This is a genomic window from Burkholderia sp. ZZQ-2 (assembly GCF_050768715.1).
GTDB classification, from domain to species: Bacteria; Pseudomonadota; Gammaproteobacteria; order Burkholderiales; family Burkholderiaceae; genus Burkholderia; species Burkholderia cepacia.
The window spans coordinates 21598-41625 of record NZ_LDVA01000290.1 but is presented as its reverse complement, the minus strand read 5'-3'; the positions used below and the strand labels follow the sequence as shown (position 1 = coordinate 41625).

The window sequence follows — 20028 nt, the reverse complement described above, 5'->3', positions numbered from 1 at the left end:
GTGAATCAATGACGGGCGGCCGCGAGATACGCGAGCCAGTGGCGCTCCGCGCGGCGAAACGCCGCGACGAGTGCGAACGATACCGCAAGATAGATCAGCGCGGCGATTCCGAACGACTGGAACGCCATGTAGGTCGCGGAATTCGCATCGCGTGCGACCTTCAGGATGTCCGGCACGGTCGCCGTGAACGCGACGGTGGTCGCGTGCAGCATCAGGATCACCTCGTTGCTGTACAGCGGCAGCGCGCGGCGCAGCGCCGACGGCAGGATCACGCGGCGGTACATCGTGAACGGCGACATTCCGTATGCCCGCGCCGCCTCGACCTCGCCGTGCGGAATCGCGCGGATCGCACCCGCGAAGATCTCGGTCGTGTATGCGCAGGTGTTCAGCGCGAACGCGAGAATCGCGCAGTTGAAGCCGCTGCGGAAGAACGCGTCGAGCAGCGAGTGCGACCGCACGAACTCGAGGCTGTACATGCCCGTGTACAGCAGCAGCAACTGCACGTAGAGCGGCGTGCCGCGGAACACGTACGTGTAGAACCGCACCGGCGTCGACACCCACTTCTTCTTCGACACGCGCGCGACCGCGAGCGGCACCGCGCACACGAAGCCGAGCGAAATCGACGCGACGAGCAGCCACAGCGTCACCGCGAGGCCGGAGAGGCGCTGGCCGTCCCAGTAAAGGAACGCCTGGCCGAATTCCTGGAGGATCTCGATCATAGTTCTGCGTGCCGCACGCCCATGGAATAACGCTTCTCGAGCTGGATCAGCACGAGGTTGGAAACGGTCGTGATCGCGAGATAGATCAGCGCCGCGACGAGGATGAAGAAGAACATGTTGAACGTGCTCTTGCCGGCGTCCTGCGCGGCCTTCACGACGTCCGCGAGACCGATGATCGACACCAGCGCGGTGGCCTTCACGAGCACCTGCCAGTTGTTGCCGATGCCCGGCAGCGCAAAACGCATCATCTGCGGAAACATGATCCGCACGAACACGCGCATCCCGCTCATCCCGTAAGCCGCACCGGCTTCGAGCTGGCCGCGCGGCACCGACAGGAACGCGCCGCGGAACGTCTCGGTGAAGTACGCGCCATAGATGAAGCCGAGCGTGAGCACGCCGGCCACGAACGGGTCGATGTCGATCTGGTCCCAGCCGACGAAGTCGGTGAACTGGTTCAGCCAGATCTGGATGCTGTAGAACAGCAGCAGCATCAGGACGAGATCGGGCACCGAGCGGATCAGCGTCGTATAACCGGTCGCGATCGCTCGCAGCACCCGGTTGTGCGACAGCTTCGCCACCGCGCCGATCAGCCCCAGCGCCACCGCAGTGGCGAGCGACAGCACCGACAGCTCGATGGTCTGCACGGTGCCGGCCCAGAGGACAGGACCAAAGCCGTAAAGGAACACGCGCGTCTCCAGAGTTGGAATGGATGCCGACGCGTCTGCCTGTCCCGCGCCGGGCTGACGCGGATAGTCGCAAGCGAAATTGATTGCCTCAAATCACCCGGCACGCGATTGCTGCGTCGCAACAATCCGTCCCATCATTTTCAACCGCGACCTACACCGCTGTTTCAAAAGGAAAAAAGCCGCTCCCTGACAACCGGATAACGGCCAGGGAAGCGGACTTTTTGCAATTTTCCGGTCGCTTTTTCGATATAGCGCCGAAGAAGACGGTCGGGCTTACCGCCCCTTCAGGATGTCGGAGCGCGAAGTCGTGTAGACGAGCCCGTCCGGGCCGAAATGGACGTTGAAGAACGCGTCGGTGTTGACGCCGTCCTCGAGCCAGCGCCAGCTCCAGACCGTCTCGGGCTTGAGCGGATACTGCGCGATGTCGCCGGGCTTGCCGAGCAGGCGCCGCACCTCGTCCTCGTTCATCCCCGGGCGCACTTTCGCGAAATTCTCGGCGGTCAGCACCTGCGTCGCGCCCGTGTAGCGGCCGTTCGCATCGAGGTCGACGAACCACGTCTGGTTGCCCATCGGGCCGCGCGGGTATTCGAGACGCTTCGAGCCGTCGGTGAAGTCGCGCTCGGTCTCGGGCTTGCCCATCGTGCCGCGCACGTCGGCCTCGGTCGATTCGCCGGCCTTCAGCCCCTTCAGCAGCAGCGGCGCGGGCTTGATCGCGTTGAAGAAGTCCCTGATACGTTGCACGTCGAGGTTGCCTTGCTTGTCGTCGCAGCCGGTCAGCGCCAGCGCGGCGGCCAGCATCGTCACGGGGAGCAGCCGGAAACGGAAATTCATCGGAAGAAATGCGCGTCGAGAAAACACGCGGCAAGGATACCCGCGCGACGCCAAAAGCGCGAGACGGGCGCGCGGCCCGTCTCGTGGTCAATGCATCGTTTCGGATTCGGTTTCGGCCACGCGGCCCGTCGCGTGCGGCGCGCGCGGCACGGCCGGCGGCGCACCGATGCTGCGGCGCGTGCGCACGAGTTCGGCAAGCTGCCACGAACCGAGCGCGAGGCAGCCGAACAGCACCTCGCGGCCACGCTTGACCAGCGCGAGCGACAGCGCCGTCTCGCGGTCGACGCCGAACATCTGCGCGAGCAGCACGACGGTCGCCTCCTGCACGCCGAGGCCGCCCGGCACCATGAACGCCGCATGGCGCACGGCCTGCGTCATCGCCTCGATCGCGATCGCGCCGCCGATCGACACCGGATGGCCGAGCAGCGCGAGCGCCCAGTAGATCTCGAGCGCGCCGAGCACGTAGCCGGCCAGCTGCCAGAAGAACGCGCTGAACAACAGGCCCGTGCGCGACATCAGCGCATCGATGTCGGCATCGAGGCGCTTGCCGTCGACGCCCTGCAGCAGCCGGTGCGAATCGCCGAGCAGGCGGCCCGCGAAACGCTCGATCGCGTGGAAGATCCCGCCGCGGCGCATCAGCACGACGCCGAGCACCGGCAGCGGCAGCGTCAGCAGCAGCGCGAGGCCGATCGTGCCGCCGCCCATGTTGTCCGTCGTCGCGAGCAGCAGCACGAGGCCGAGCGCGGCAAACGCATACTGGACGACGATCGTCACGAGCACCTCGACGATCACCGACGCCGTCACGCGGCTCGCGTCGGGCACCTGCCAGCGCGCGAGCCGGATGCCGACCAGCTCGCCGCCGATCCCGACCACCGGCAGCAGCCGGTTCACGGCTTCGCGCACGGTCGCGATCCACCAGAGGAACGGCAGCGACGAGCGCCTGTCGAGCAGCAGGTGCCACGCGTAGGCGTCGAGCAGCAGCGGCAGCGCGTGGAACGGTACGAGCCACAGCAGCGCGTAACCGGCGCGCGCGAGCATCTGCGACACGTCGCCGATGCCTTCGTGCAGCCCCAGCGCCAGCAGGATGCCGATGCCGAGCGGCCAGCCGAGCCATTTGATCCACTTGATCATGACGGCTGCGCTCCCGGTGCGCGCGACGCCTGCCCGCCGCGCCGCGACGCAGGCTGGCCGAACACGTCGGCAAAACCGCCGGTCGCGACGCCCGCGGCCTTCAGCGCGGCCGCGACGCGCGGCGACAGCAGCGCATCGAGTTCGTCCACCGGACGGTAGCCGGCCATCGTCGGCGTGATCGGGCCGTCGCCGGCCTCGGCCGGATGGCAGTAGATCTCGCCGACGCCCGGCGGCAGCTTGGCCAGCGCGTCGAGCAGCACGGCCTCGTCCATCGCGCCCGTATGCTCGATGCCGACCACGTAGTCGTTGTGCGCGAGCCCCGCCCGGTCGAGCCGCGCGCGCACGAGCGCGATCCACGGCTTGAGCAGCGCGGGCGCGCTCGTCTCGTACGGCAGCCGCACCGCGCGCAGCCCGTAGTCGCGGCCGATCTCGATGATCAGCGACAGCACGGTCGGATGCAGGTGGAAATGCTTGTGCGCGTTCACGTGATCGAGCGGCAGGCCGCTCGCCGCGAACGCGTCGAACTGCGCGCGAATCTCGCGGCGCAGCTGCGCCCGCACGTGCGGCAGGAAGAAGAAGCGGCAGCCGTCCTTCGCCATCGCGTCGCCGAACCGCCCGTCGGGGCCGACGAGCGCGGGAATCTCATGCGCGGGCAGCGTGGCCGGCCCGTCCGCGAGCACGAGATGCAGACCGACCGCGAGCGACGGCAGCCGCCGCGCGCGCTCGATCGCATCCGGTGCGGCGCTCGCGCCGACCATCAGGCTCGCGGCGTTCAGCACGCCGTCGCGGTGCGCGCGTTCGACTGCCGCGTTGACGCGCGGGTGCAGCCCGAAGTCGTCCGCGGTGAAGATCAGCGCCCGCGCCGCCCGCTGCGTCGCCACGGATTACGCCTCGTGCGCGCGCAGGAAGCGGAAGAACTCGACGCCTTCGCGCAGGCGGCGCTTCATCATGTCCCAGCTCGTCAGCATCTCGCGCACGATCTCCCAGATCTTCGACGGACGGAAGTAGAACTGGCGATAGAACTGCTCGAGGTGGTGATAGATCTCGTCGCGCGACAGGTGCGCGTAGCCGATCGCCGCGAGCTGCACACCTTCCTTGCTCACCAGGTTGATGGTCTTGTTCTCTTCCATCCAGCCGTTCTCCACGGCCTGCTTGTAGAGCGTCGTGCCCGGATACGGCGCGGCGAGCGAGACCTGGATCGTGTGCGGATTGATTTCCTTCGCGTACTCGATCGTCTTCTTGATGGTCTCCTGCGTCTCGCCCGGCAGGCCGAGGATGAAGGTGCCGTGGATCTTGATGCCGAGCTTCTTGCAGTCCGCGCTGAAGCGGCGCGCGAAATCGGTGCGCACGCCCTTCTTGATGTTCACGAGGATCTGGTCGTCGCCGGATTCGAAGCCGACCAGCAGCAGGCGCAGGCCGTTTTCCTTCATGATCTTGAGCGACTTGTACGGCACGTTGGCCTTCGCGTTGCACGACCACGTCATGCCGAGCTTGCCCAGACCGATGGCGATCGCTTCGGCGCGCGGCAGGTCGTCGGTGAAGGTGTCGTCGTCGAACATCAGTTCCTTCACTTCCGGCATGTTGTCGCGGATCCACTTCGCTTCCGCGAGGACGTTCTCGACCGAGCGCGTGCGGTAGCGATGGCCGCTGACCGTCTGCGGCCACAGGCAGAACGTGCAGCGCGACTTGCAGCCGCGGCCCGTGTAGATCGACACGTACGGGTAGTTCAGGTAGCCGATGAAGTAGTTGTCGATCTTCAGGTCGCGCTTGTAGACGGGCGCGACGAACGGCAGTTCGTCCATGTTCTCGAGGATCGGACGCGCTTCGTTGTGCTCGATCGAGCCGTCCTTCGCGCGCCAGCTCAAGCCCTTGATCTCGGCGAACGGCTTGCCTTCGGCGATTTCCTTGCAGGTGTAGTCGAATTCCTCGCGGCACACGAAGTCGATCGCCTCGCTCGCCGTGAGCGAGTTGTGCGGATCGACCATCACCTTCGCGCCGACCATGCCGACCAGCATCGACGGCTTCATCTTCTTGAGATCCTGCGCGAACATCGCGTCGGTCGGGAACGACGGCGTGCTCGTGTGGATGATCACGAGGTCGTAGTCGTTGGCGATCTTCAGCGTTTCCTCGACCGACAGGCCGTCGGCCGGCGCGTCGACGACGCGGCTGCCCGGCACGAGCGCGGCCGGCTGCGCGAGCCACGTCGGATACCAGAAGGAACGGATTTCGCGCTTCGCCTGATAGCGCGAGCCGGCTCCGCCGTCGAAGCCGTCATACGAAGGGGCCTGCAAGAACAGCGTTTTCATGAATGCTCCGGTAGCCTGCATAGTTCGTTTCGTTACAACGATTCAGTCAAAAAACCGCGGGCCGCCCTGCCGGCGCCCGCCTCTCTGTCATGTCGCGCCGCGCGGCCTCGCCGCGCAGCGCGTCTCGGCCCTCGGGCCGGGTTCGACCGGAACGGCCCTAGCGGCCGTCCACTGCTTCCACGGCCGCCGCCGCGCGCTCGCCGCCGACGACCGTCATCCTCGCGCCGCGCCACACGACATGCGTGCCGAACACGGCCGCGAGCCACTCGAGCGCGAGCAGCGTGTCGCGCACCGCGACGAGCGGCAAGTCGCGCCAGAATGCGCGCCAGCCGTCCTCGCCGCGCGCGTGCAGCACGAGCCGCCCGAACGCGCCCACCACGGCCGCCCAGCCCGCCAGCGAGCCGGCGAAGGTGCCGTCGAGGCGCAGCGCGAGCGCCGCGCCGATCGCGAGCCACGGCACGGTGAACGTAATGAACAGGAACGCGAAACCGGCCGGATTCAGCGAACGGATCGTGCGCAGCCAGCGCGTCTCGCGGTGCCAAAGCGGCCCGAACGACGGCTCGATCACGTCGGTCGCGACCTCGACCTCCGACAGCACGGTGCGGCGCCCGAGGCGGCGCGGCAGCTCGGCCAGCCAGAAATCGTCGGCCAGTTCGTCCTTCAGCACGGGAAAGCCGCCGATCCGGTCGAGCGTGTCGCGCGTCAGCGCGAGCGTCGCGCCGAAGCCGAAGCGGCTCGAGCGGCCGAGATGCGTGATCCGGACCGACGGCGCGAACCAGGCGTCGACGAACTGCGCGCCGATTCGCGTCCAGAACCCGCCGACGCTGCGCGCATGATACAGGCACGTGACGACGCCGACCGACACGTCGGCGAGCGGTGCCGTCACGCGCTCCAGATAATCGCGCGTCACCGCGATGTCGCTGTCCGCGATCACGATGCGGCCGTATTTCGCGCGTTCGGCGAGGTTGATCAGGTTGCTGACCTTCAGGTTCTTGCCGTGCACGCGCGCATCGATCACGAGCGTGATGTCGCACTCGGGGTAATCGGCGCGCAGCCGTTCGACCACGGCGACGGCCGGATCGGCCGCCGACGCGACGCCAAACAGCACTTCGTAACGCGGATGACGCTGCTCGCAGAACGTCGCGAGGTTTTCGTACAGGTGCGGCTCCGCGCCGCACAGCGGCTTGAGCACGCTGACCGGCTCGAAGCCGTCGCGCGCGGCCGTGCGCGGCGTACGCGGCCGCGGCGCGAACGCCGCGACGAGCGCATAGCCGGCCGCGGCCAGCGTAAAGACGATCAGGAGCCAGTCGAGCATCGTTGTGGTTGCCGTCATGCGCGACGCCTCCCGGCGACCTGAACGCCATGGAAAACGCTTGAGCGCGATTGAGCGTGATTCGGTATTCCGACAACGACGAACGCGGGCACGACCCGACTCCTTGTTCCAGCAGCGTCTGTATATGAGGGAGGCTCGACCCATCCTTCGGGTGTGGCCATGCCCGGCTTCGCGTGGGGCACCTCCGCGCGAAACCCGGACGAGATGCGGGAAGACTCGTATGGCTACCTTCGGCACAACATGGGCAGGCGCCGGATTTTAGCAGTCTGCGGCACCCCGCGCTCGGCGCTCCGAGAAACGGACTTGTGCAATTCCGGCAAAGCTGCGCAGTCGGCGAACCATTTGAGCGCACCCGCGTTCACGTTAGCGTAAGCGGTTTGCAGGCGTATTGCAGTCTTGAAAATCAATCGTTTCGTGCAAATTTGTACGTCGATGCGGATTCACATCCAATCGCCGTAAAGATTGGTAATTAATCGTCGATTGGATTGATTTTTGCAACGATCACCGGATTCAGCCTTGCACCCCTGAAAGGCGCATGGGTATCGCGCCGCCCTCAGCAGGTTCCGGAACCCTTTGGCAAAATCCCTGGCATTTGTTGCGTAAGCGCATCACCCCGCCCCCCCTGTTCGAAGGCCAACCGATGACTCCGTTTTCCGTACTCGATCTCGCCCCCATTCCAGCCGGCGCCGACGCCTCCCAGGCTTTCCGCAATACCGTCGATCTCGCGCAGCACGCGGAACGCTGGGGTTACCTGCGCTACTGGCTCGCCGAGCATCACAACATGCCCGGCATCGCGAGCGCGGCAACGGCCGTCGTGATCGGCCATGTCGCGGGCGCCACGCAGACGATCCGCGTCGGGTCGGGCGGCATCATGCTGCCGAACCACGCGCCGCTCGTGATCGCCGAGCAGTTCGGCACACTCGCGTCGCTGTATCCGGGGCGCATCGACCTCGGCCTCGGCCGCGCGCCCGGCACCGACCAGACCACATCGCGCGCGCTGCGCCGCGACCTGATCGGCAGCGCCGATTCGTTTCCGGACGATGTCGCCGAGCTGCAGCGCTACTTCGCGGAGCCGGTGCCCGGCCAGCGCGTGCGCGCAGTGCCCGGCGCGGGGCTCGACGTGCCCGTGTGGCTGCTCGGATCGAGTTTGTTCAGCGCGCAGCTGGCCGCGATGCTCGGGCTGCCGTTCGCGTTCGCGTCGCACTTCGCGCCGGATTATCTGATGCGCGCGCTCGAGATCTATCGTGCGCAGTACCGGCCGTCGGCCGCGTGGCCGAAACCGCATGCGATGGTCGGCGTCAACGTGTTCGTCGCCGATACCGACGACGAGGCGCGGCGCCTGTTCACGTCGCTGCAGCAGCAGTTCATCAATCTGCGGCGCGGCACGCCGGGCAAGCTGCCGCCGCCCGTCGACGTGCTCGAGGCTAACGAGCTCGAGCTCGCGACCGTGGCGCATTCGCTGTCGTTCGCGGCGGTCGGCTCGCGCGACACCGTGCGCGACAAGCTGCGCGACCGCATCGCGCAGACGGGAGCCGACGAGCTGATCGTCACCGCGCAGATCTACGATCACGCGGCACGGCTGCGTTCGTTCGAACTGACCGCGCAGATCCGCGACGAGCTCGCGAGCGAGGTGCGCTGACGGCACACACCCGCGGCCGCCCCCGCGTCACTGCGGGTGCACGGCCTCCAGCCCGTCGAGCAGCGCCTTGTGAAACGCGTCCGGGTCCTGGATCTGCGGCGCGTGCCCGAGCGCCGGGAATTCGACGAGCTGGGCGCCGGGGATCGCGGCCTGCGTCCGCTTCGCGAGTTCCGGGTAGCGGCCGAGCTTCGCATGCACGTCGGGCGGCGACACGTCCTTGCCGATCGCGGTCGTGTCCTTGTCGCCGATCATCAGCAGCGTCGGCACGCGGATCGCGCCGAGTTCGTAGACCACCGGCTGCGTGAGGATCATGTCGTAGATCAGCGCGGAGTTCCAGGCGACTGCATCGCGGCCGGCGCCACGGTACATCCCGGCCAGCATCTGCACCCAGCGCTCGTACGACGGCGACCATTTGCCCGCGTAGTACGTGCCCTGCTCATAGCGGCGAATGCTGTCGGCCGTGGTCTTCTGCTCGCGCGCATACCAGTAGTCGACCGGCAGCGGCGGCACGCCGAGCGCCTTCCAGTCCTCGAGGCCGATCGGGTTCACGAGCACGAGCTGCTCGGTCGCCTTCGGATACATCAGCGCGTAGCGCATCGCGAGCATCCCGCCCGTCGAGTGGCCGACGATCGTCGCCGACTTCACCCCTACCGATTCGAGCAGCGCGTGCGTGTTGCGCGCCAGTTGCTGGAAGCTGTACTGGTAGCGATCGGGCTTCGACGACTTGCAGAAGCCGATCTGGTCCGGTGCGATCACGCGATAGCCGGCACGGCTCAGCACGCCGATCGTGTCCTCCCAGGTCGCCGCGCAGAAGTTCTTCCCGTGCAGCAGCACGACGGTGCGGCCGTTCGGGTGCGCCGGCGGCACGTCGAGATAGGCCATCTCGAGCGTTTCGCGTTGCGACACGAACGTATACACCCGCACGGGTGCCGGATAGGTGAACCCTTCCAGGCGCGGGCCGTACACGGGCCCGTCGTTGCCGGCGGGCGATGCGGCGGCCGCCGCGACAGGCATGGCGCACGCGGCGGCGACACCCGCGCCGAGCACGACGGCGCGCACGGCATACAACATCTTGCGAATCGAAAGCATGGCGATCACGGTGATTGGAGACGCACGCGGGCAGCCGGGCCGCCTCGCGCCCCGCGATTCTACGCGGTCGCGCTGACGACGGCGCGCAACACTCCGGGGCCGCGCGACTTCCGCGCGCGCGACGAACTCGGGTATCGTGTGACGTGACCCTGAAACGCGTGCAGGCGATTCCCATGAAAAACGTCCTCAGCATTCAGTCGCACGTCATCTACGGCCATGCCGGCAACAGTGCGGCCGTGTTCCCGATGCAGCGCCTCGGCGTCAACGTCTGGCCGCTCAATACCGTCCAGTTGTCGAATCACATGCAGTACGGCCATTGGGCGGGCAGCGCGATCGATGCCGCGAAGATGGAGCAGCTCGTCGACGGCATCGCCGCGATCGGCGCGCTCAAGCGCTGCGACGCCGTGCTGTCCGGCTTCCTCGGCTCGCCGCCGCAGGCCCGCGCGGCCGTCGAGATCGTCCGCTCGGTGAAGGCGATGAACCCGAACGCGTGGTACTTCTGCGATCCGGCGATGGGCCAGACGGGCGGCATCCGGCCCGAACCCGGCGTCGAGGAATTCATGGTCCAGGAAATGCCGGCGCTCGCCGACGGCATGTCGCCGAACCACACCGAACTGCAGAAGCTGGTCGGGCGGCGCATCGAAACCGTCGCCGAAGCCGTCGAAGCATGCCGCGCGCTGATCCGGCGCGGCCCGCAAATCATCCTCGTCAAGCATCTGCACGACCGCAACAGCCCGGCTGATCGCTTCAACATGCTCGCCGTCACCGAAACCGAGGCATGGATCGGCCAGCGCCCGCTGTACGCGTTTCCGCGCCATCCGGTCGGCGTCGGCGACCTGACCAGCGCGATCTTCGTCGCATGCCGGCTGCGCGGCGACTCCGTGCGCGCCGCGTTCGAGCACACGCTCGCAGCCGTGCATGCGGTCGTGAAGGCGACCTACGATGCACGCCGCTACGAGCTCGAACTCGTCGCCGCGCAGGACGAGATCGCACGCCCGAGCGAATGGTTCGGCGCGTGGGTGACGGACGCCTGACGTACCGGCATCGCCCGCCGCTTCAGCGGCGCGCGTCCCGCGCTTTCCCGTTGTCCCGTTGTCCCGTTGTCCTGCTTTCCTGCTTTCCTGCTTTCCTGCTTTCCTGCTTTCCTGCTTTCCTGCTTTCCTGCTGTCCTGCTTTCCCGCGCTACCCCCTGCATCACCACGACCGTTCGCGATATGCCCCGACGCTGCGTTGATATCGCTTCGACGCGGATGCAAACGTTTCCGGACTTCACATGAATGACACTGATTCCTCGCTATGCTCGCGGCGGCACCACCCGGCGCAGCCGCATCCTGCGACCCGAGTGCGCCCTTTCAGCAGGTCCCGCCAATCGGCTCTCCCTTTTACCCCACGATAACGACCATGACCCGATCGAACCGTCGTGACTTCCTGCGCGTCGCTGCCGGCACCGCCGGCGCCGCCGCGCTGAACCTGTTCCCGCCCGTGATCCGCGATGCGCTCGCGATTCCCGCGAACCGCCGCACCGGCACCATCCGCGATATCGAACACATCGTGATCCTGATGCAGGAGAACCGCTCGTTCGACCACTACTTCGGCACGATGCGCGGTGTCCGCGGCTTCGGTGACCCGCGCCCGCTGCGCCTCGCGAACGGCAAGTCGGTGTTCCACCAGCCGGTCGGCCCGGCCGAGCTGCTGCCGTTCCATCCGGGCGCGGACAAGCTCGGCCTGCAGTTCCTGCAGGACCTGCCGCACGGCTGGCAGGACATGCACGCGGCATGGAACAAGGGCCGCTACGACCAGTGGGTGCCGAACAAGGGCACCACGACGATGGCGTACCTGAAGCGCGACGACATCCCGTTCCACTACCAGCTCGCCGACGCGTTCACGATCTGCGACGCGTACCACTGCGCGATCCCGAGCTCGACCGACCCGAACCGCTACTACATGTGGACGGGCTACGTCGGCAACGACGGCACGGGCGGCGGCCCGGTGCTCGGCAACGAGGAAAAGGGCTACGGCTGGACGACCTATCCGGAAGTGCTCGAACAGGCCGGCGTGTCGTGGAAGATCTACCAGGACATCGGCACCGGGCTCGACGCGAACGGCTCGTGGGGCTGGACGCAGAACCCGTACATCGGCAACTACGGCGACAACTCGCTGCTCTACTTCAACCAGTACCGCACCGCGCTGCCCGGCACGCCGCTGTACGACAAGGCGCGCACCGGCACCAACATCAGCGCCGGCGGCACGCTGTTCGACATCCTGCAGCAGGACGTGAAGAACGGCACGCTGCCGCAGGTGTCATGGATCTGCGCGCCGGAAGCGTATTCCGAGCACCCGAACTGGCCGGCGAACTACGGTGCGTGGTACATCGAGCAGGTGCTGAAGGCGCTCGTGTCGAATCCGGACGTGTGGAGCAAGACCGCGCTCTTCATCACGTACGACGAAAACGACGGCTTCTTCGACCACGTGCAGCCGCCGTTCGCGCCGCAGTCGCGCGACAACGGGCTGTCGACGGTCGCGACGACCAACGAGGTGTTCCCCGGCGACGCATCACACATGGCCGGCCCGTACGGGCTCGGGCCGCGCGTGCCGATGCTCGTCGTGTCGCCGTGGACGAAAGGCGGCTGGGTCTGCTCGCAGACCTTCGACCACACGTCGCTGCTGCAATTCATCGAGGCGCGTTTCGGCGCGCAATACCCGGTCAAGGCGGGCAACGTGTCGCCGTGGCGTCGCGCGGTGTGCGGCGACCTGACCGCCGCGTTCGATTTCGCGACGGCCGACGCCGGCTGGCCGACGCTGCCGGATACGAGCGGCTACGCGCCGCCCGACCGCCTGCGCCACCCCGACTACATCCCCGTGCCGCCGGTGCTGCAGAAGCTGCCGAAGCAGGAGGCCGGGCTGCGGCCGGCGCGCGCGCTGCCTTACGAGCTGTTCGTGCACGGCCGCGTCGAATCGGTCAACGGCCTGTTCCGGCTGACCTTCGCGAACACGGGCCGGGCGGGCGCCGCGTTCCAGGTGCAGTCGCGCAACCGCCTCGACGGCCCGTGGGCGTACACGGTCGAAGCCGGCAAGCGGATCGCCGACACGTGGAGCGCCGCGGCGTCGCTCGGCCTGTACGACCTCGACGTGTACGGCCCGAACGGCTTCTACTGCCATTTCCGCGGCCCGTTCGCGACCGGCGTCGGCAGCGCGAACGTGAACCCCGAGGTGATCTACGGCTATGACGTCGCGAACGGCAACATCACGCTGCGCCTGATGAACCGCGGCCACAAGGCGGTGCGGCTCAAGGTCACGAACGCATACGGCCACGGCCGCGCGCGCACGTTCGATCTCGCGCCGGGCCAGCAGATCGACGACTACTGGGATCTGCGCGGCAGCCACGGCTGGTACGACCTGACCGTCAGCGACGGCCGGCTGCTCGGCTTCCTGCGCCGCTTCGCGGGCCACGTCGAGACGGGCCGCCCGAGCACCAGCGATCCGCTGATCCGCACGCACGCATCGCACGACGATGCCGAAGCCGCATCGGACGCGCTGTCCGACTGACGGCCTCACGTGAGGCGGCACGGCCCCGGCGGGCCGGGCCGCCTCCCCACGCTTCCGCTCCTCCTCTCCGCCCGCTCCGTTCGCGACGGGAAACTCCCGATACCGGCTGCCTCCGCACGCGCGGAAGCTATGCGCAAATCCGCATCGAATGCGCGGCAAATTGCCAAGACCCACGCATATCGGCGACCTATATATCGAAACGATCGGGGCTCTTCGCCGAGCCTGACGGGAGATTCTTCCGAGGATCACGATGCCGACCTCCCCGCCCGATTCCGAGAAGCGGTCGAACCGCCCGCCCGTCGCACGCGTTCAGCCATCCCGAGCGTGTGCGGTACTTACTCGCAGGTATCGAACAAGAGGAACAACATGAAATTCCGTCATTCCCTGCTGTCGGTGTCGATTGCATCCGCGCTTGCCCTCCTCTCGCAACAGGCCGCCCGGGCTGCCGACACGACCGACGTGAAGGTCGGTTTCGCCGCGCCGCTCACGGGCGTGAACGCCGGCTACGGCAAGGACCTGCAGAACGGCGTGCAGCTCGCGCTCGACGATGCCGCAGCGCAGAAGGTGCAGATCGCCGGCAAGCCCGCGCACTTCAACCTCGTCGTGCAGGACGACCAGGCCGACCCGCGCATTGGCGTGCAGGCCGCGCAGGCGCTCGTCGACCAGAACGTGTCGGTCGTGGTCGGCCATTTCAACTCGGGGACGACGATTCCGGCCTCGGTCGTCTACGACAAGGCCGGCATCCCGGTGATCGATCCAGCGGCGACCAACCCGACGCTCACCTCGCGCGGGCTGGCGAACATGTTCATGGTGATCGCGACCGACGGCCAGAACGCCGGCAACGCGGGCAAGTACGCGGTCGACGTGACGAAGGCGAAGCGCATCGCGATCATCGACGACCGCACCGCGTTCGGCCAGGGCGAGGCCGACGAGTTCGAGAAGGCCGTGAAGGCCGCCGGCGGGAACCTCATCGGCCGCGAATTCACCAGCAACCAGGCGGTCGACTTTCGCGCGCAGATCACGAGCCTGAAGGCCAAGAATCCCGACCTGATCTTCTTCGGCGGGCTCGATTCGCTCGCCGCGAACTTCATCAAGCAGATGCGCCAGCTCGGGCTGAACGCGCAGTTCGTCGGCGGCGGCGGCGTGAAGGACAACGAGTTCATCAAGATCGCGGGCCCGGCCGCCGAAGGCGCGATGGCATGGGAATACGGCCGGCCGCTCGACGAGCTGCCGCAAGGGAAGGATTTCGAACAGCGCTTCAGGAAGCGCTTCGGGGTCGACGTGCTGTCGTACGCGCAGTTCGGCTACGACGCCGCGTGGGCGGCGATCAAGGCGATGCAGGCGGCCAGCTCGACCGACCCGAAGGTCTATCGTCCGGCGCTGAAGAAGATCGACTTCGAAGGCGTCACCGGCCGCATCTCGTTCGCGAACGACGGCTCGCTGAAGAGCGGGATGTCGACGCTGTACCAGGTGAAGAGCGGCGCGTGGAAGACGATCACGACGAAGGGAGGCTGATCGGCGGTGCCGGCGGCCGGCGGCGGACACGCCGCCCGGCCCCGGTGATCGATGACCGGACACCGATCTCGTATGACGACTGATGTTGACGCGATTCGACCGGGCGGACGCACCGCCCGACGCATCAGCCGGCCTGCGTGTCGCGCTCGGCCTCGGCCGCCTCGTGCGCGCGGCGCAGCCGCTCGCGGCTGTTGGTGAGGTGCGTGCGCATCGCGGCGCGTGCGGCCTCCGGGTCGTGGCGCGCGATCGCCTCGTAGATGTCCTCGTGCTCGTGGTTCAGCCGGCCGACGTACCGCTCCAGATCGTCACCGGCGAAGCGGGCCGAATTCACGCGCGTGCGCGGGATGATCGACGTGCCGAGCTGCGTCATGATGTCGACGAAATAGCGGTTGCCGGTGGATTGCGCGATCTGCAGGTGGAACTGAAAGTCGAGCTGCGCCGTGTCGCGGCCGCCGCCCGCTCCCGTTGCGATCGCGTCGAGCGCGCGCCGCAGCGCGACCAGGTCGGTTTCGTTCGCGCGCTGCGCGGCGAGGCTCGCGCATTCGCTCTCGAGGCTGATGCGCAGCTCCAGCACCGCGAGCACGTCGCGCAGCGTCGTGATCGTCGCCGGGTCGATTCCGAGCGTCTGACGGCGCGACGGCTCCAGCACGAAGCTGCCGATACCGTGGCGCGTCTCGATGAGGCCGCTCGCCTGCATCCGCGAAATGGCCTCGCGCACGACCGTACGGCTCACGCCCTGCGCCGCCATGACTTCGGTTTCGGTCGGCAGCTTGTCGCCGGGACGCAGCGTGCCGTTTTCGATCTGCGCGGTCAGCGCGTCGACGACATCTTGTGCGAGGCTGCGTGCGCGACGGCGCGGCGCTGCGGGAAGCGTAGGCACGGACATGAGGCCGGTTCCTTTTTGAATGATCGTAATGTGAGCCGAGGGTTTACGCGGGGTTTGAGCGAAAGCCGATGATTCATTATACTGCGTCACAAGTCATCCGACGACTGATGATCAAAACACGGATCTCCTGTCGACTCAAGCGCGCACGCCGGCACTGCCTGGTCCCATGCCTTACGATCAGCCAGCTTTCGCGTTCTGCGCTCCGCTGGTCAGGTTATCGCTCCCACCCCGTTCCGGGTTGCATCGACCTGCGGGGGCTTGCGCGCCGCGCACGTCGGTTGTCGAATGATCGCACCTCCTGCCGCGCGCGGCAAAGCTTTTGCCGCACGGCATTGCCCACCCTTCTGCCATCGCCGCCCATGAACGCCGTCACTGCCTCGCCCTCCCACGACACGCCGCGCATCGTCGACCTGCAAGCGATCCCGGTCGCCGGCCACGACAGCATGCTGCTCAACCTGAGCGGCGCACACGGCCCGTTCTTCACCCGCAACCTCGTGATCCTGAAGGACAGCGCGGGCCGGACCGGCGTCGGCGAAGTGCCCGGCGGCGAAAGCATCCGCCGCACGCTCGACGATGCGCGTGCGCTCGTCGTTGGCCAGCCGGTCGGCAATTACCATGCGGTGCTCAACGACGTGCGGCGCACCTTCGCCGACCGCGACGCGAGCGGCCGCGGCCTGCAGACCTTCGACCTGCGCACGACGATCCACGCGGTCACCGCGCTCGAGGCCGCGCTGCTCGACCTGCTGGGCCAGCATCTCGGCGTGCCGGTCGCCGCGCTGCTCGGCGAGGGCCAGCAACGCGAGCGTGTCGAAATGCTCGGCTACCTGTTCTACGTCGGCGATCGCACGAAGACCGCGCTGCCCTACCGCGACGGCAGCGGCGCGACCGACGACTGGACGCGTGTGCGCGACGCAGCCGCGCTGACGCCCGAGGCCGTCGTGCGGCTCGCCGAGGCCGCGCATGCGCGCTACGGCTTCAACGACTTCAAGCTGAAGGGCGGCGTATTCGAAGGTGCGAGCGAGATCGAGGCCGTGACGGCGCTCGCCGAGCGCTTCCCCGACGCGCGCGTGACGCTCGACCCGAACGGCGCGTGGTCGCTCGACGAGGCCGTGCGGCTGTGTCGCGACCAGCATCACGTGCTCGCCTACGCGGAAGATCCGTGCGGCGCCGAGAACGGCTACTCGGGCCGCGAGGTGATGGCCGAATTCCGCCGCGCGACGGGGCTGCCGACGGCAACCAACATGATTGCGACCGACTGGCGGCAGATGGGCCACGCGGTGCAGTTGCAGGCCGTCGACATCCCGCTCGCCGATCCGCACTTCTGGACGATGCAGGGTTCGGTACGCGTCGCGCAGATGTGTCGCGACTGGGGCCTCACGTGGGGTTCGCACTCGAACAACCACTTCGACGTGTCGCTCGCGATGTTCACGCATGTCGCGGCCGCCGCACCGGGCCAGGTCACCGCGATCGACACGCACTGGATCTGGCAGGACGGCGAGCGGCTGACGCGCGAGCCGCTGAAGATCGAGAACGGGCTGGTGGAGGTGCCGAAGCGGCCGGGTCTCGGCATCGATATCGACATGAATGCCGTCGCGGTCGCGCACGAGCTGTACAAGCAGCACGGGCTCGGTGCCCGCGACGACGCGGCGGCGATGCAGTACCTGATTCCGGGGTGGACTTTCAACAACAAGCGCCCCTGCCTCGTGCGCTGAGCGCGGAACGGACCGGGCGGCTGAATCGCCCGGCCGAGACGGGCTCGATAGGAGCGGCGAGGCCCGGCTGGCGGGTGTCTGGCGGAAAACGCCGCTCGAGTCGAACAGGATCCGGATCGGGATGGCGATGCGAACCGGGCCGGCCATATCGAAACTCGGCCGGGCCTGGCCGGTCTTGGCCGCCCGCACCTAGCCGGCCGCCCCAATCCCCCCACCTGCCCGCTGTGCGCGGGACTTGTCAGACGATCTGCTTGAGCGCGGCGTCGAGCGCGAGCACCGCGACGCGGTCGCCTTCGGTCGCGAGCGGCGCGCGCATGACGATCTGCCGGTTATGGCCGACGGCCGCCGGCGAATCCCACAGCAGTTCGACCTTCGGTCGATTGAACAGGCCGCCGCGGCGCGGCGGCACGACCGAGGGCTGTCCGCCCGTCGCCCCTTCGCCGGCGGCAGGCGCCGTACGGCCGGGCCAGCGCACCGACAGTTCGCGCGCGTCGTACTGGCCGACCTTGCGGCTTTCCATCCAGACGATCGCGGTGCGCGTCAGCACGTCGAGCGAAATCGCATAACGGCCGACCGCGAAGCGGCGGGCCGCCACGTTGGTCCGCCACAGCGGCCGCGGGCGGCAAATCCAGACGATCGCCGCATAAAGCGCCGGTGCGGCAACGAGCCAGCCGTTGGTCGCCGTCACGGCATGCAGCGCGAGGCGCCAGCCATCCACCCAGACGAACATGCCGATCGACCAGACCGCGAACAGGAAACCGATCAGCGCGAAGACGCGCAGCGCCTGGCGCAGCCACTGCGGCAGCGGATGGAACGGCCGCTCGGCGCGCGCGACGGCACCCGGCAGCGCGAGCAGCAGGAAGATCAGCAGGAGGTAGATGAACGCCCAGGGCGACGACACCATCGCGGACAGCGACGAGCGATAACCCATCTGGGACATCGAGAACAGCCAGCGCGCGAGCAGCACGAGACCGATCGCACGCAACGCGAAGATCACACCGGCGCCGGGGGCCGGCGCTGCGCGCGTGGATTTCGTTCTCGCCAAGACTGCTCTCCTCTGGATATTCGTGCGGGGCCGGATTTCACGGCACGGCCATTATAGGGACATTACCGTCTGGACAGATGGCTGGATGCCATGCCGGGCCGCTTCGAGGGCCGTTCGCGGCGTCGGGCGCGGCGAGAATACAACAGATCCGCGCCGCGGATGTGACAACGCCCCGCCGGAAACCCGGACGGGGCGTCGTTGGCGAGCCGCGCGCCGCCAGGCGGCGGCCCGCAATCAGCCTGCGTTGACTTCGCGGAGCACCGTGCGACGCTTCTGGCGCAGCAGTTCCTCGTAGCCCTTCACATAGTTCTGCGCCATCACCTTCGACGAGAAGCGCGCTTCGAACGCGGCGCGGACCTTCTCGCGCGGCAGCGTATCGAGGCGCTTGAGCGCCGCGACGGCCGACAGTTCGTCTTCGACGACGAAGCCCGACACGCCGTTGTCGATCACTTCCGGCACCGAGCCGCGCTTGAACGCGATCACCGGCGTGCCGCAGGCCATCGCCTCGATCATCACCAGGCCGAAGGGCTCCGGCCAGTCGATCGGGAACAGCAGCGCGTGCGCGTTGCCCAGGAATTCCGTCTTCTCGGCTTCGCTGATTTCGCCGATGTACTCGACGTGCGGCAGCGCGAACAGCGGCTTGATCTTCTCTTCGTAGTACGCGCGGTCAGCCTTGTCGAGCTTCGCGGCGATCTTGATCGGCAGGCCGGCCTGCTCGGCGATGCGGATCGCCGTGTCGACGCGCTTTTCCGGCGAGATGCGGCCGAGGAACGCGAGGTAGCTCGGCTTCACGTTCGGGATCGGCGTCAGCAGGTTTTCCGGCAGGCCGTGGTAAACGGTCGACAGCCAGTTCGCCTGCGGCAGCGGGATGCGCTGGTTGTCGGAGATCGACACGACCGGCACGTCGCTGAACGCGTTGAAGATCGGCTGCAGTTCCGGCAGGTCGAGACGGCCGTGCATCGTCGTCAGATGCGGGACCGGCTGGCGCGAGAACAGCGAGAACGGGTAGTAGTCGATGTGGCAGTGCAGGACGTCGAACTCTTCCGCGCGGCGGCGCACCTGCTCGAGGAGCAGCATGTGCGGGGCCATCACGTCGCGGATCGTCGGGTCGAGGCGCAGCGCCTGCGGCCAGCACGCTTCGAGCTTCGCGGAGGTTTGCGAATCGCCGCTCGCGAAGAGCGTAACGTCATGCCCCATCTCGACAAGTGCTTCGGTCAGGTAGGACACCACTCGCTCGGTACCACCGTACAGTTTCGGGGGCACCGCTTCGTGCAACGGAGCGATTTGGGCGATTCGCATGCGTAACTCCTAAAAAATCGGCTAAAAACCAGGTATGGGTCGGCAACCTGCCGGCGGTCCGGGCTGGATGCATTTCGTCCGAAAAGTCGGACGAATCAGCCTGCCGGGGGCGTCAAACCCGCGCTGCTCAAGGAGCGTCGGCGACGCGACAGGCATAGAACGTTTGAAACGAAGACCCGTTGACAGGGGTTCGTAAAAAACCTGGAATCGAACCCGGAGCCGATTATCTAGGGTTAATCCCGATACGGCGCACAACATTTCAAACACTTTACTTTGTTACAAAGGTGCAAC

The 20028-nt window shown here is 67.3% G+C and carries 16 protein-coding genes; 5 read left to right on the top strand and 11 right to left on the bottom strand.

What is annotated here, in order from left to right; all coding sequences use genetic code 11:
• Nucleotides 1-5: 5 nt before the first annotated feature.
• From ABY44_RS24320 to hpnI, 7 genes are all read right to left on the bottom strand, one after another.
• Nucleotides 6-719, bottom strand: a complete 714-nt coding sequence (locus tag ABY44_RS24320; protein WP_059695473.1) for an ABC transporter permease — start codon at nt 717-719, stop codon at nt 6-8.
• Nucleotides 716-1405 carry an ABC transporter permease gene (locus tag ABY44_RS24315; RefSeq protein ID WP_021163190.1) on the bottom strand — a complete coding sequence of 230 codons (690 nt, stop codon included), beginning with the start codon at nt 1403-1405 and terminating at the stop codon, nt 716-718. The genes ABY44_RS24320 and ABY44_RS24315 overlap by 4 nt, the downstream gene beginning before the upstream one ends.
• A gap of 273 nt (nt 1406-1678) precedes the next feature.
• A complete protein-coding gene (locus ABY44_RS24310) occupies nt 1679-2236 on the bottom strand; it encodes a lipoprotein (protein ID WP_021163189.1) in 558 nt (185 codons plus the stop codon).
• Between the two features lie 87 nt (nt 2237-2323).
• A complete protein-coding gene (locus tag ABY44_RS24305) occupies nt 2324-3367 on the bottom strand; it encodes a lysylphosphatidylglycerol synthase domain-containing protein (protein ID WP_060173769.1) in 1044 nt (347 codons plus the stop codon).
• On the bottom strand, nt 3364-4248 hold the full coding sequence (hpnK, locus tag ABY44_RS24300; RefSeq protein ID WP_060173768.1) for a hopanoid biosynthesis-associated protein HpnK: 885 nt from the start codon (nt 4246-4248) through the stop codon (nt 3364-3366). Before hpnK ends, ABY44_RS24305 begins: the two co-directional genes overlap by 4 nt.
• Before the next feature lie 3 nt (nt 4249-4251).
• Complete coding sequence (hpnJ, locus tag ABY44_RS24295) at nt 4252-5694, bottom strand: hopanoid biosynthesis associated radical SAM protein HpnJ (protein ID WP_311768753.1); 1443 nt, start codon at nt 5692-5694, stop codon at nt 4252-4254.
• 136 nt (nt 5695-5830) lie between these two features.
• Nucleotides 5831-7006 carry a bacteriohopanetetrol glucosamine biosynthesis glycosyltransferase HpnI gene (gene hpnI, locus ABY44_RS24290; RefSeq protein ID WP_060173767.1) on the bottom strand — a complete coding sequence of 392 codons (1176 nt, stop codon included), beginning with the start codon at nt 7004-7006 and terminating at the stop codon, nt 5831-5833.
• Nucleotides 7007-7646: 640 nt separating this feature from the next.
• On the opposite strand from hpnI, the gene ABY44_RS24285 reads away from it, so the two are divergent.
• Nucleotides 7647-8645, top strand: a complete 999-nt coding sequence (locus ABY44_RS24285) for an LLM class flavin-dependent oxidoreductase (protein ID WP_027787978.1) — start codon at nt 7647-7649, stop codon at nt 8643-8645.
• A 27-nt stretch (nt 8646-8672) separates the two neighbouring features.
• Here ABY44_RS24285 and ABY44_RS24280 read toward each other — a convergent pair whose 3' ends face one another.
• Nucleotides 8673-9734 (bottom strand): alpha/beta fold hydrolase, encoded by a 1062-nt coding sequence (locus tag ABY44_RS24280; RefSeq protein ID WP_027787979.1) that lies wholly within the window; start codon nt 9732-9734, stop codon nt 8673-8675.
• A gap of 173 nt (nt 9735-9907) precedes the next feature.
• Between ABY44_RS24280 and pdxY the strand changes: the two genes are divergently transcribed.
• The 3 genes from pdxY to ABY44_RS24265 all read left to right on the top strand — a co-directional run bounded on the left by pdxY (nt 9908) and on the right by ABY44_RS24265 (nt 14795).
• Nucleotides 9908-10768, top strand: coding sequence for a pyridoxal kinase PdxY (pdxY, locus tag ABY44_RS24275; protein WP_027787980.1), 861 nt, complete (start codon nt 9908-9910; stop codon nt 10766-10768).
• A gap of 367 nt (nt 10769-11135) precedes the next feature.
• Nucleotides 11136-13280, top strand: coding sequence for a phosphocholine-specific phospholipase C (locus tag ABY44_RS24270; protein ID WP_027787981.1), 2145 nt, complete (start codon nt 11136-11138; stop codon nt 13278-13280).
• Between the two features lie 366 nt (nt 13281-13646).
• On the top strand, nt 13647-14795 hold the full coding sequence (locus ABY44_RS24265; protein ID WP_027787982.1) for a branched-chain amino acid ABC transporter substrate-binding protein: 1149 nt from the start codon (nt 13647-13649) through the stop codon (nt 14793-14795).
• A gap of 124 nt (nt 14796-14919) precedes the next feature.
• Here ABY44_RS24265 and ABY44_RS24260 read toward each other — a convergent pair whose 3' ends face one another.
• Nucleotides 14920-15681 (bottom strand): FadR/GntR family transcriptional regulator, encoded by a 762-nt coding sequence (locus ABY44_RS24260; protein ID WP_027787983.1) that lies wholly within the window; start codon nt 15679-15681, stop codon nt 14920-14922.
• A 359-nt stretch (nt 15682-16040) separates the two neighbouring features.
• Here ABY44_RS24260 and gudD point away from each other — a divergent pair, with 359 nt between their 5' ends.
• Nucleotides 16041-17393, top strand: a complete 1353-nt coding sequence (gudD, locus tag ABY44_RS24255; protein ID WP_060173766.1) for a glucarate dehydratase — start codon at nt 16041-16043, stop codon at nt 17391-17393.
• Nucleotides 17394-17631: 238 nt separating this feature from the next.
• Here the strand turns inward: gudD and ABY44_RS24250 are convergent, their stop codons facing one another.
• Both ABY44_RS24250 and ABY44_RS24245 read right to left on the bottom strand, forming a co-directional pair.
• Nucleotides 17632-18438 (bottom strand): hypothetical protein, encoded by an 807-nt coding sequence (locus tag ABY44_RS24250; RefSeq protein ID WP_060173765.1) that lies wholly within the window; start codon nt 18436-18438, stop codon nt 17632-17634.
• Nucleotides 18439-18672: 234 nt separating this feature from the next.
• Complete coding sequence (locus ABY44_RS24245; protein ID WP_027787985.1) at nt 18673-19737, bottom strand: glycosyltransferase family 4 protein; 1065 nt, start codon at nt 19735-19737, stop codon at nt 18673-18675.
• Between the last annotated feature and the right edge of the window lie 291 nt (nt 19738-20028).